Genomic DNA, 13,231 nt, shown 5'->3' on the forward strand with positions numbered 1-13,231 from the left:
TTTACTAAATACTTCTTGATTTCGTCATGCTGATGTAATAATATACAAATATAAATTTTGATAATTCTTTTTATTCTAAAAAGACGGAATTTTTTGATTTGGTTCATTTGATCTATGGAGAAAGGGGCGAATGCATGAGCACACTGCTTGAAGTGCAAAACTTAAAAACCTATTTTTTTCGAAAAAAGGAACCAATACCTGCTGTTGATGGCGTTGATTTTAGTATCAAAAAAGGGGAAACAGTCGCATTAGTCGGTGAGTCTGGGTCTGGTAAAAGTATTACGTCTTTATCCATCATGGGTCTGATTAATGGGACTGGTGGGAAGATTATGGATGGTTCCATTATGCTTGATGGAAAAGACCTTGTTACATATAGTGAAAAGGAATTGTGCAATATTCGCGGTAATGATGTATCCATGATCTTTCAGGAACCCATGACCTCACTTAATCCCGTCTTAACCATCGGGGAACAAATAACAGAAATCCTCATTTACCACAAAAAACTTTCAAAAAAAGAAGCGACCAAAAAAGCGATTGACTTGCTAAAGCTTGTAGGCTTTTCCAGGCCAGAACAAATCATCAAAGATTACCCGCACCGTTTATCCGGCGGTATGCGTCAACGAGTCATGATCGCCATTGCGCTAAGCTGTGATCCGAAGCTCCTCATTGCGGATGAGCCGACTACTGCTCTCGATGTGACCATACAAGCCCAGGTGCTGACCTTAATGAAAGATTTATGTTCGACCTTTGGTACATCTATACTTCTCATTACGCACGATTTAGGTGTTGTGTCGGAAGTAGCAGACCGCGTCATTGTCATGTACTGCGGACAGGTTGTTGAAAATGGAACCGTTGAAGAGTTGTTTGATCAGCCGCTTCACCCATACACAGAAGGACTGCTTGAATCCATTCCGGTCATTGACGGAGACATTCAGCCATTAACGGCGATAAAAGGAAATGTCCCTGCGCCAGATCAGCTTCCCGCAGGATGCCGTTTTGCGCCTAGATGCCCGAAAGCCATGGAACGATGCATAGGTGAATTGCCCAAACTGACAACCTTTGAAAATGGTAGAAGCGTCAGGTGTTTCTTATATGAGGAGGCAAGCCAAACATGACACTTGCTGAAAATCAACCATACATGACAGATCGATCTGAGAAAGAAACCATCCTGGAATTAAAAAATATACGAAAACACTTTCCGATTAAAGCTGGCGTGCTGCAAAAGAAAGTAGGAGCAGTCAAAGCGGTTGACGGCATCGACTTAAACATTTATAAAGGCGAAACGTTAGGCATCGTTGGAGAGTCTGGATGCGGTAAATCCACATTAGGACGGACGATGATTCGTTTATATGAACCAACAGAAGGACAAATTCTATTTAAAGGGCAAGATATTTCTCATGTATCTGAATCAAAACTAAGACAATCAACAAGGAAAAATATCCAAATGGTTTTTCAAGATCCCTTTGCATCACTCAACCCTAGAAAAACACTTCGAAGTATCATCAAAGAACCCTACAAAACACATCACTTATATTCCTTAAAAGAAAGAAATGAAAAAGTAGAACAGCTTTTATCCAAAGTCGGCCTTCACCCAAGTTTTGCGAATCGATACCCGCACGAATTCTCCGGCGGACAAAGGCAACGGATCGGTATCGCTCGTGCACTTGCCATGAATCCTGAAATGATCATAGCAGATGAGCCTGTTTCAGCGCTTGACGTCTCCATTCAGGCGCAGGTCATCAATTTGATGGAAGAGCTTCAAGAAGAGTTTGACCTCACGTATCTATTCATCTCTCACGATCTCAGTGTGGTCCGCCACATTAGTGATCGAGTGGGCGTCATGTATCTTGGCAAAATGATGGAACTTGCGGATAAGCATAGCCTGTACGATGATCCGCTTCATCCGTATACACAGGCGCTTTTATCTTCCGTTCCAGTCACCCGTAAAAAAGGTCAGGTGAAAAGGGAACGGATTATGCTGCAAGGGGATTTACCAAGCCCTGCAAATCCGCCAAAAGGCTGTGTGTTTCATACAAGATGCCCACACGCGAAAGAAGTCTGTAAAGAAAAAGTACCAGAATTTCAAGAATTAAAAACGAACCACTTTGTGGCCTGCCACCTCTACGACGCTTGATCACGCTTGTATGATCTCATCTTTGAGAGGGGGGATGAAACGGGCTTCTGTCATCATTTTTTAAAAAAGATAGGGGGAATTGTCTATGAAAGATAGAAAGAGAAAGTCCATTTTGGTCAGTTTGCTGCTGATCTTTACATTGATCCTTGCTGCTTGTTCTGGTGGAAATAAAACGTCTGGAGACAGTGAAAAGAAATCCACAGGTAAACCTGTACAAGGTGGCGATCTTGTCATTGGTTCGATTGCAGAGCCTACATTATTTAACTCACTTTACTCAACAGACGTGGCAAGTTCTGATATTGAAGAGAGAATCTATAGCTTTTTACTGCAAACAGATGGGAAGCTTAACCCACAGCTGGCGTTGGCAGAAGATATTAAAGAATCCGATGACGGCAAACAGTTTGATGTGACCATTAGAAAAGGCGTGAAGTTTCATGATGGAGAAGAACTGACTGCTGATGATGTTGTGTTTACATACAGCATTCCGATCAATAAGGATTACAATGGTGAGCGTGGATCAGGCTTTGAAGTATTAGAGTCTGTCAAAAAAACAGGGGACTATTCGGTCGAATTTAAGCTGAATAAAAAAGATCCATATTTTTATAATGTCACGCTAGGAAGCTATGGCATTTTACCAAAGCATATTTTAGGTGATGTCCCTATAAAGGATCTTGGGGAAAATGAATTTAACCGAAAAAATCCAATCGGCTCTGGCCCATTTAAATTTGCCGAGTGGAAAGAAGGAGACTATGTCAAACTTGAAGCATTTGATGACTATTGGGATGGACGGCCATACCTTGATACAGTCACCATTAAAACGATTCCTGATCAAAATGCAGCCATGGCTCAGCTATCCGCAGGTGATATTGATTTCTTTGCAGTGCCTGGAGCAGAACTGCAAACAGCTGAAAAAGTTAGTAACATCAAAATCGAATCTGATCTAGGGCTAAATTATTCATATATTGGCTGGAATCAGAAAAACGAACTGTTCAAAAGCAAAAAAGTCCGCCAAGCGCTTACCCATGCCATTGACCGTCAAACAATTGTCGATCAAGTGTTAAATGGAGACGGGAAAGTAGCCAACATCCCAGAAAGCCCGCTGTCATGGAACTACCCTAAAAATGAAAATGTCCCAGTATTTGAATTTGATCAAGAAAAAGCGAAAAAGATGTTGAAAGAAGAGGGCTGGGAGGATACAGATGGAGATGGTTATCTTGATAAGGACGGTAAGAAGTTCTCCTTCGTCTTGAAGACGAACCAAGGAAACAAAGTCCGTGAAGATATTGCTGTCGTTGTCCAGCAGCAACTCAAAGAAATTGGTATTGAAGCAAAACCGCAAATTGTGGAGTTCAGTGCATTAATCGAACAAACAACTCCGCCAAAATGGGATTATGATGCGTTATTACTCGGCTGGAGCTTAGCGACATTCCCTGACCAATACAGCATTTTCCATTCAAGTCAGTCTGAAAAAGGCTTAAATAACATTTGGTATAAAAATGAAGAAGTCGATAAGCTGCTAGTTGATGCCAAAAACTTGAGTGATCGTAAAGAGTATTCAAAGGCGTATGAAAAAATTTATGAGCTGATTGCAGAAGACCAGCCGTATACGTTCCTTTATTATGCCAACTCACATCGCGCGATGCCATCTAATCTACAAGGCTACTCTTACCACCCGAAAGATGAATATTATAAAATCGAAAAATGGTGGATTGAACAGTAGTCTGCTAGTGAAGAAGGGGAGGGGTCTCCCCTTTTTTCATCATAGTATGGCCATCCGATGAAAAAGGAGTTGTGCATATGGTTACATATATCATTAGAAGGACACTTCTTTCCATCCCAATTTTGTTTGGTATTACGATTTTGTCCTTTGCGATTATGAAAGCAGCACCAGGCGATCCGATGTCACTCATGATGGACCCGACCATTAGTGCCGCAGACCGGGAAGCCTTTATTGATAAGTACGGCTTGAACGATCCTGAATATGTGCAATATATGAAATGGCTCGGTAATATGCTTCAAGGTGACTTTGGCACATCCATTGTAAAAAAAGGAACGCCCGTGGCTGATTTGATTTTTGCTCGGTTGCCAAATACCCTCATCCTCATGATCTTTTCTACATTAGTTGCCCTGATCATTGCCATCCCATTTGGTGTTCTTTCAGCAAAACGTCCGTATACAAAACTTGACTATGGTATTACGGTTACATCATTTATCGGACTGGCTATTCCGAATTTCTGGTTTGGTTTGATCCTTATTATGGTGTTATCTGTGAATTTAGGATGGTTTCCGACCGGGGGTGTCTCTACCTTAAATGCAGACTTTAATCTATTTGACCGGCTTCATCATATTATTTTACCGGCCTTTGTTTTAGCAACGGCTGATATGGCCGGCCTTACACGTTATACAAGGTCAAGTATGCTCGATGTGATGCGGCAGGATTACATTCGCACGGCGCGAGCGAAAGGTTTTAGAGAGAACAAAGTCATCTTCAAACATGGATTGAGAAACGGTCTGATGCCTGTTATTACGATCTTTGGACTCATGATTCCATCCTTTATTGGCGGCGCAGTCGTGGTGGAACAAATCTTCACATGGCCAGGGCTTGGGAAACTGTTTATCGATTCTGCTTTTTCAAGAGATTATCCCGTCATTATGGCGATGACTGTTATCTCTGCTGTGCTCGTGGTCGTTGGAAACTTAATAGCGGATATTCTCTATGCGATCGTTGATCCGCGTATTGAATATTAGAAGGGAGCTGAGGCACAATTGGCACAACCTAATATGGGAACACCTCCTGTTGATCTCAAATTAAAAGAAGGCCTTCCGCCAAAACCAGAGACGATGCTTCGTTTATTTTGTGAGAAATTTTTCAAAAATAAATTGGCGGTTGCCGGCTCCGCTATTTTATTGGTCATTATCTTTTCGGCTATTTTCGCCCCGGTGATCGCACCTTACGCACCGGAACAGCAAGACTTGTTGAAACGGCTACAGCCTCCAAGTGCAGAGCATTTTATGGGAACCGACAAGTTTGGTCGAGATATTTTTTCAAGGGTGCTATACGGAGCGAGGGTGTCTCTATTAGTTGGCTTTGTCTCAGTAGTCGGAGCCATCACCATTGGAACCGTCATTGGGGCGGTAGCGGGATACTTTAAAGGCTTTGTCGATTCTGTGCTCATGAGAATGGTGGATGTGGTATTGTCTATTCCAGATATTTTTCTCTTGATCACGCTAGTGACAATTTTTAAACCGGGTATTGATAAATTGATTTTAATCTTTGCGCTGACTGGATGGACAACAACCGCCAGGCTGATCCGCAGTGAATTCTTGTCACTTCGCACAAGAGAATTCGTACTCGCAGCAAGAACGATCGGAACGAAAAACCATGTCATCATCTTTTCGCATATTTTACCGAACTGTATCGGCCCTATCATTGTGTCTGCTACATTGAAAGTCGGTTCTGTGATTTTAGCTGAGTCGACACTTAGCTATCTAGGGTTTGGCATCCAGCCTCCAACGGCGAGCTGGGGAAACATGCTTCAAGATGCACAAAATTTCTCCATCATGGTGCAAGCATGGTGGTATCCACTGTTCCCAGGTTTACTGATTCTACTTACCGTTTTATGCTTTAACTTCTTAGGTGATGGACTGAGAGATGCCCTTGATCCTAAAAAGCTAAAATAAGGTTCTGCTTATAGAAGATCGTGAAAGGACTCTGCGAGACGTTCTCCTTTTCCCAGGAAATAAAGCCGTCCTTCCGTCAGGGCGAAGTTTTAATAAAGTTGGAATAATTTATCTATCCCTTGCCCATACTGTGGACAACAGTTTTTAAAAAGTGAGGGATTGGTTATGTTATTTCTTCATGACGTATGGGTGAATTGGTTTGAAGGGGAAGAGAATGGCTATAATGTGTGCCATTTTCATGAGTGGCGCAAGGAGGACAGCGTGGAGCTGTTAGATCAAGTACCTTTACTCAAGGTGCAGAGTCCTTTGTTTGATTACATAGAGAATGATCTATCAGAGCTGCCAAAGACGCTGCTAGAGACTGTATTTGAGAAATCATATATTCGAAAAAATCATGAACGCCGTAAATTAGAGTATTGCTTTGTGGTCACGGACGGGATTAGAATCATCGCTGTAGATACGATTGGTTATTCCATCCCTGTGAGAAAGAGCCGATTGATTCCAAGACAGGAGCAATTGGTGTATGAAATGGTGAAAGATGTGAAGGCAGAGGAGTATGAATTTACGACAGACAGCCTTGAATCGACGAAAGAATATCACATCCTATCATTACCACCGCAGCATATCAGCGGATTAACGAGAAAAGAAAGACAGCTGAAGCAGCTGATGTTTATGGCGCTAGATCAACTAAAGGGGCTTCAAAATCGAGCAGAAATTGCCTATTGGTATACAGAATGGAATCCGCGTATGTACAACCAGATCAAACGAATGTCTTTCGAGGAAATTTGGAACATGCTTTATAACGAAACCATTGATGGATGGTCAGAAAACCATTTAGCTTTTTGTGAAAAAATGATTAAAGGACAGCCATTTTTTGAAAAACTTTGGGAAATGGAAAATGAATCAAAAGTGAATTAGAAAAAGCTTGCAGCTGAATATGCTGCAAGCTTGTTTTATTTGCGTTTCCGGCCAAGACCCATCGCATTCTCCATTTTTTTCAGCATTTTGTTTGCCGTACGGTTCGCTTTTTCAGCACCTTCATCTAAAATGCGGTCAAGCTCTTCTGATTCAATGAGTTCATAATAGCGATCTTGAATCGGTTTTAATGCATCCACAACAACGTTCGCAAGATCTCCCTTAAATTCACCATAACCTTTGCCTTCGTATTTTTGTTCAAGCTCTGCAATCGATACGTTCCCTAATACAGAATAAATCGTCAGTAAGTTGGCAATTCCAGGTTTGTTTTCTTTGTCATATTTGACGATGCCTTCTGAATCAGTCACAGCACTTTTGATTTTCTTTTCAAGCTGTTTTGGCTCATCTAATAAGGTAATGAAAGATTTTTGGTTCGGATCAGATTTGCTCATCTTTTTCGTTGGATCTGCTAAAGACATAATCCGAGCGCCTTCTTTTGGAATTTTGACTTCAGGTACAGTGAAGATGTCATTGTACTTTCGGTTAAAGCGTTCAGCAAGCGTTCTCGTTAATTCAAGATGCTGCTTTTGATCTTCTCCTACAGGAACTAAGTCCGTACCGTATAACAAAATATCGCCAGCCATTAATGGCGGATACGTTAATAGTCCTGAAACGACCGCTTCCTTACCAGCAGATTTGTCCTTAAATTGAGTCATTCTTTCTAATTCCCCAATATAAGCGACACATTGTAGCATCCATCCTGCCTGGGCGTGGGCAGGTACCTCTGATTGGATAAACAATGTTGCCTTCTCTGGATCAAGTCCCACTGCCAAATAAAGAGCGGCTAAGCTTCTAATATTTTGTCGAAGGGCTAAACGGTCCTGACTCACCGTAATGGCATGCTGATCGACCACACAAAAGTAGCCGTTGTAATCATGCTGAAGATCGACAAATTGCTTCATCGCTCCAATGTAGTTCCCCAATGTCACAGAACCGCTAGGCTGAATGCCTGAGAAAATCGTCTTTTTTGTCATACTAAAACCTCTTTTCTTCAATATAAAAAGGCCCACCCATCACTTTTCAACAGAAAAGGGACGAATGAACCGTGGTACCACCCTTGTTATTTCAATACGAAATCACTCAAGACGTTGATATCGGAGACTGCTCCGTCTAAGCCTACTGACTCTGTCAAGTGTTCGGTTAGCTGCTCCAAAGCCCATTCCATACATACCATTATCTGCTTGCACCGACCGCAGACTCTCTGTAAATGGTGAATATATGTACTCTTCTTTTTCATCGCAACAGTATGTCTATCTATTATAAAGGATGACCATGAAAAAGTCACGAAGCCTATTTGTGACCTTCTCATCATGTCGTTTGACACTTAAAATTTTAGATAAAATAGTAACTATCTGTCAGAATTTTTTAAAAAAGGATGATTAATTATATGTATAAAACATTATTCCTGCTGAATTTGTTAAATTATTTTAATCAATTTACGCTTTAATTTGTTGAAGTGATTGAGACTTTAGTTTATAAAAATCAATCTTTATCCCCATTTACGTTTTTTAAAAATATGTGAAATTGATATTGCAATAAATTATTCTATTCATTATAATGAATTTGTTCACACGTTTGTGCTAGGCTCTTTACATAGTGAAAATTCAGAAAAAACAAAAGAAATAGAAAGTAAGCTATTCAGGGACTTTTTTACGCTATTTCTTAAATCTGAATCTCATCTTCTATCGAGACCTTTGAACTAAAAACATATTATAAGGGGGAATACAGTTGAAAAAGCGTTGGTCTGTTGTTACTTTAATGCTTATTTTCACACTTGTATTAAGCGCTTGTGGTTTCAGCGGAAACAAATCAGGCGACAGCACGAGCAGTTCTGGAGAGGCTAAAACAACATTAAATGTGAATATCTCCACTGAGCCTTTTTCTCTACATCCGGGATTGGCAAATGATTCAACTTCAGGAAGTGTCATCCGTCAGACTTTTGAGGGATTAACAAGAATTAACGCTGAAGGTAAGCCAGAAAACGCAATGGCTTCTGATATCAAAACAAGTGATGATGGTAAAACTTACACATTCACACTTCGTGATGCAAAATGGTCTAATGGTGACCCTGTCACAGCACAAGACTTCGAATATGCTTGGAAATGGGCATTAGATCCTAAAAATGAATCTCAATATGCTTACCAGCTTTATTATATTAAAGGTGCTGAAGCTGCTAACAAAGGGGAAGCAAAAGTTTCTGATGTTGGCATTAAAGCAAAAGACGACAAAACGCTTGTAGTTGAGCTAGAGAACCCAACACCGTTCTTTACTGAACTAACTGCATTCTATACGTATATGCCAGTCAACAAAAAAGTGGCTGAAAAGAATAAAAACTGGTACACAAATGCTGGTGAAAACTACGTATCTAACGGACCATTTGTTCTTTCTAAATGGAAGCATGGCGGTTCTATCACACTTGAAAAGAACAATGAATACTGGGATAAAGACACTGTGAAATTGAAAAAGATTAACATGTCTATGATCAAAGATACAAACACTGAACTTAGCATGTTCAAAAAAGGCGAACTTGACTGGGCTGGTTCTCCAACTGGAAGCCTTCCAACTGAGTCTTTAAAAACGTTGAAAAAAGAAGGCGGTCTTGAAATTCAAACGATCGCTGGTATCTATAACTACAAATTCAATACAAAAGTAAAACCTTTAAACAATGCGAACATCCGTAAAGCCCTTGCATACTCAATCAACCGTCAAGCGATCGTTGACAAAATTACGCAAGGTGAACAAGTTCCAGCGATGGCAATCGTTCCTCCAACAATGGAAGGATTCACGGATAACAAAACTGGTTACTTCAAAGATCATGATGTAGCGACTGCTAAAGAACTTCTTGAAAAAGGTGCGAAAGAATTAGGTTATAAGTCAGTTTCTGATCTTCCAACATTGAAATTGTCTTACAACACAGATGAAGGCCACCAAAAGATTGCACAAGCAATTCAAGAAATGTGGAAAAAAGATTTAGGTGTTAACGTTGAACTTGATAACTCTGAGTGGAACGTATACATCGATAAAATCCACAGTGGAGACTACCAAATCGGACGTATGGGCTGGTTAGGTGACTTCAACGATCCAGTGAACTTCCTTGAGCTTTACAAAGATAAAGACGGTGGAAACAATGACACTGGATGGGAAAGCAAAGAATACAAACAATTATTGAATGATTCTGCAAAAGAAACAGACAAAACAAAGCGTGAAGAAATGCTGAAAAAAGCAGAAAAAATCATCATCGACGATATGCCTGTAGCGCCTATTTACTTCTACACTCAACTTTGGGTACAAGATCCAAAACTTAAAGGTGTGGTTGTATCTGGACTTGGTGATGTTCAATACAAATGGGCACATTTCGAAAAGTAAGAGTTATAGTGTAAGAGATCTACGGCAAGGATCTTAAGGTATATGGAGGATGTCTCTCCATATACCTTTCTTGCTGATTAGAGAAATTGTTGTAAAATCATGGAGGTGCAATTCCGTTGCTTAAATATATCGGTAAGCGATTAATATATATTTTAATCACACTGTTTGTTATTGTAACTGCAACTTTCTTTCTCATGCAGGCAGCACCTGGTGGTCCATTCTCTGGAGAGAAGAAACTTCCTGCTGAAATTGAAGCAAACCTAAACGAGCACTACGGGTTGGACAAACCCTTATTTGTTCAATACGTGAGCTACTTAGGTTCCGTTGCGAAATTAGATTTCGGTCCCTCATTTAAATATAAAGGACAAACTGTTAATGACTTAATCAGTTCTGGATTCCCCGTTTCCTTTACCCTCGGAATTGAGGCAATTCTCCTCGCATTAGCATTTGGTGTATTGTTTGGGGTCCTTGCAGCGCTCTATCATAACAAGTGGCAAGACTATACGATTGCCATTTTAACGATCTTTGGAATCTCAGTTCCAAGTTTCATCTTAGCGGCGCTATTACAATATGTATTTGCATCTGAGGCAAGCTTTTTAGCGATCTTCCCAGTTGCAGGATGGGAGTCTTGGGCAAGCACCGTACTACCTTCTATTGCACTTTCCTTCATGCCAATGGCATTTATCGCTAGACTTGCACGGTCAAGTATGCTTGAAGTATTAAATAGTGACTACATTAGAACGGCTAGAGCAAAAGGATTAACAAAATCAGCTGTGACGATCAAACACGCCATTCGAAACGCATTGTTACCTGTTATCACATACATGGGACCAATGGCAGCTTCAGTGTTGACAGGTAGTTTTGTCGTGGAGAAGATTTTTGGTATTCCTGGTCTTGGCTCTCACTTTGTTACAAGCATTACAAACCGTGACTACACCGTCATCATGGGTGTCACAGTCTTCTACAGTATTATTCTATTAGTCAGTATTCTAGTTGTTGACGTCCTCTACGGTATTATTGATCCTAGAATTAAACTGACGAAGGCGAAGAAAGGGGTCTAACACATGGAAGAGATGAGAAAAGATTTATTTGTGCCTGCGACAGCTGACGCAGCAGAATCTGAAAAAATTTCTAAACCTAGTCTATCTTTATGGAAGGATGCCATGCTTCGCTTCCGTGCAAATAAACTTGCAATGGTTGGACTTGCAATCATTTTCATTATTGTGATTCTGGCCATTTTCGTTCCAGTATTTTCGAAATATGATTATTCAACGACAGATTTGCTTAATGCAGATCAGCCGCCATCAAAAGAGCATTGGTTTGGTACAGATGATTTAGGCCGAGACATGTTTGTTCGTACATGGGTAGGGGCAAGAATTTCGATCTTCATCGGTCTTGCTGCAGCGCTTCTTGACGTAATCATCGGGATCATCTGGGGAAGTATTGCTGCGTTTAAAGGCGGCCGTACAGATGAAGTGATGATGCGTATCGCAGACGTTTTATGGGCAATTCCAACACTATTAATGGTTATTTTAATGATGGTTGTTCTGCCAAAAGGATTATTAACGATTATCCTTGCTATGACAGTCGTAGGCTGGATTAACATGGCACGTATCGTTAGGGGACAAGTTTTACAATTAAAGAGCCAAGAATACGTTCTTGCAGCACAAACATTAGGTGCAAAAACATCTAGACTTTTATTTAAACACTTGATTCCAAACTCAATGGGACCCATTCTTGTCACAATGACATTAACGATTCCTTCTGCTATTTTCACAGAAGCATTCTTAAGCTATCTAGGTCTTGGTGTACCGGCTCCATTAGCTAGCTGGGGAACAATGGCTTCTGACGGAATTCCGGCCATGACGTATTATCCATGGAGATTATGGTTCCCAGCCGCATTTATCTGTATTACAATGTTTGGTTTTAACGTGGTTGGAGACGGACTAAGAGACGCTTTAGATCCGAAGTTGCGTAAATAAGGAGTGATTAGGATGGAACGTGAACGTATTCTAGAGGTGAAAGACCTTGCAATCTCATTTAAAACATATGGTGGAGAGGTTCAAGCCATTCGTGGTGTGAACTTCCACTTAAATAAAGGCGAGACACTTGCTATTGTAGGTGAATCTGGTTCTGGAAAAAGTGTAACATCACAGGCCATCATGAGATTAATCCCGATGCCGCCAGGTTATTTCAAGCGCGGAGAGATTTTATTTGATGGGCAGGATATTGTCAAGAAAACGGAAAAGCAAATGCAAACCATTCGAGGAAAAGACATTTCGATGATCTTCCAAGATCCGATGACTTCTTTGAACCCAACCATGAAGGTCGGGAAACAAATTACAGAAGTACTTTTCAAGCATGAACAAATCTCAAAAGAAGCGGCTGAAAAAAGAGCCATTGAACTTTTAGAGCTTGTTGGGATTCCAATGCCTGAAAAAAGAATCAAACAATATCCACATGAATTTAGTGGCGGGATGAGACAAAGGGTTGTCATCGCGATGGCACTTGCAGCCGATCCAAAGCTATTGATTGCTGATGAGCCAACGACTGCACTTGATGTAACCATTCAGGCGCAAATCTTAGAATTAATGAAAGAAATTCAGCAAAAAGTCGAAACATCTATTATCTTTATTACCCATGATCTAGGTGTTGTGGCCAATGTTGCTGATCGTGTAGCCGTTATGTATGCTGGACAGATTGTGGAGACAGGGACTGTTGATGAAATTTTCTACAATCCGAAACATCCATATACATGGGGACTTTTAGCATCTATGCCAAGCCTAGACACAGATGGAGGAGCTGAAGGGAAACTAACGGCAATTCCAGGAACACCACCAGATTTAACAAACCCGCCGAAAGGAGATGCATTTGCACTCCGGAGCGATTATGCAATGAAAATTGACTTTGAACAAGAACCGCCAATGTTCAAAGTATCAGATACGCATTATGTGAAATCATGGCTACTTCATCCGAATGCCCCTAAAGTTGAACCGCCTGCTTCCGTAAAGGCGAGAATGCGTGAACTAGAAGGTAGCTACGAAAAACCTGTATTAGTAAAAGAGGGTGAATAGC

General features: G+C 40.8%; 11 protein-coding genes and 1 other annotated feature. Of the genes, 10 read left to right on the forward strand and 1 reads right to left on the reverse strand.

Annotated features, from left to right (window positions below):
* Positions 1–134: 134 nt before the first annotated feature.
* From MHB38_RS05590 to MHB38_RS05615, 6 genes are all read left to right on the forward strand, one after another.
* The gene (locus MHB38_RS05590) at positions 135–1,115 is read left to right on the forward strand and encodes an ABC transporter ATP-binding protein (protein WP_182489085.1); all 981 of its coding nucleotides are present in this window, start codon (positions 135–137) and stop codon (positions 1,113–1,115) included.
* A 23-nt stretch (positions 1,116–1,138) separates the two neighbouring features.
* Positions 1,139–2,134: an ABC transporter ATP-binding protein gene (locus tag MHB38_RS05595; RefSeq protein WP_025207148.1), complete on the forward strand. Its 996-nt coding sequence runs from the start codon at positions 1,139–1,141 to the stop codon at positions 2,132–2,134.
* Positions 2,135–2,219: 85 nt separating this feature from the next.
* A complete protein-coding gene (locus MHB38_RS05600) occupies positions 2,220–3,854 on the forward strand; it encodes a peptide-binding protein (RefSeq protein ID WP_025207149.1) in 1,635 nt (544 codons plus the stop codon).
* A 77-nt stretch (positions 3,855–3,931) separates the two neighbouring features.
* The gene (locus MHB38_RS05605) at positions 3,932–4,882 is read left to right on the forward strand and encodes an ABC transporter permease (RefSeq protein ID WP_007499031.1); all 951 of its coding nucleotides are present in this window, start codon (positions 3,932–3,934) and stop codon (positions 4,880–4,882) included.
* 33 nt (positions 4,883–4,915) lie between these two features.
* Positions 4,916–5,815, forward strand: a complete 900-nt coding sequence (gene opp4C, locus MHB38_RS05610) for an oligopeptide ABC transporter permease (RefSeq protein ID WP_008348491.1) — start codon at positions 4,916–4,918, stop codon at positions 5,813–5,815.
* A gap of 165 nt (positions 5,816–5,980) precedes the next feature.
* Entirely contained in the window at positions 5,981–6,733 is a 753-nt protein-coding gene (locus tag MHB38_RS05615) for a YjbA family protein (RefSeq protein ID WP_017367012.1), read from the forward strand.
* A 35-nt stretch (positions 6,734–6,768) separates the two neighbouring features.
* Here MHB38_RS05615 and trpS read toward each other — a convergent pair whose 3' ends face one another.
* Positions 6,769–7,764, reverse strand: coding sequence for a tryptophan--tRNA ligase (gene trpS, locus MHB38_RS05620; RefSeq protein ID WP_017367013.1), 996 nt, complete (start codon positions 7,762–7,764; stop codon positions 6,769–6,771).
* A 53-nt stretch (positions 7,765–7,817) separates the two neighbouring features.
* Positions 7,818–8,036, reverse strand: a binding site (T-box leader).
* A gap of 482 nt (positions 8,037–8,518) precedes the next feature.
* Between trpS and MHB38_RS05625 the strand changes: the two genes are divergently transcribed.
* The 4 genes from MHB38_RS05625 (at position 8,519) to MHB38_RS05640 (ending at position 13,230) form a co-directional block, all read left to right on the forward strand.
* Positions 8,519–10,156, forward strand: coding sequence for a peptide ABC transporter substrate-binding protein (locus MHB38_RS05625; RefSeq protein WP_007499024.1), 1,638 nt, complete (start codon positions 8,519–8,521; stop codon positions 10,154–10,156).
* Positions 10,157–10,272: 116 nt separating this feature from the next.
* Positions 10,273–11,217: an ABC transporter permease gene (locus MHB38_RS05630; RefSeq protein WP_007499022.1), complete on the forward strand. Its 945-nt coding sequence runs from the start codon at positions 10,273–10,275 to the stop codon at positions 11,215–11,217.
* A gap of 3 nt (positions 11,218–11,220) precedes the next feature.
* The gene (locus MHB38_RS05635; protein WP_007499020.1) at positions 11,221–12,138 is read left to right on the forward strand and encodes an ABC transporter permease; all 918 of its coding nucleotides are present in this window, start codon (positions 11,221–11,223) and stop codon (positions 12,136–12,138) included.
* A 12-nt stretch (positions 12,139–12,150) separates the two neighbouring features.
* Positions 12,151–13,230, forward strand: coding sequence for an ABC transporter ATP-binding protein (locus tag MHB38_RS05640; RefSeq protein ID WP_007499018.1), 1,080 nt, complete (start codon positions 12,151–12,153; stop codon positions 13,228–13,230).
* Position 13,231 lies beyond the last annotated feature (1 nt).

The organism is Bacillus sp. FSL K6-3176, from assembly GCF_038003325.1.
Taxonomy (GTDB): Bacteria; Bacillota; Bacilli; order Bacillales; family Bacillaceae; genus Bacillus; species Bacillus altitudinis.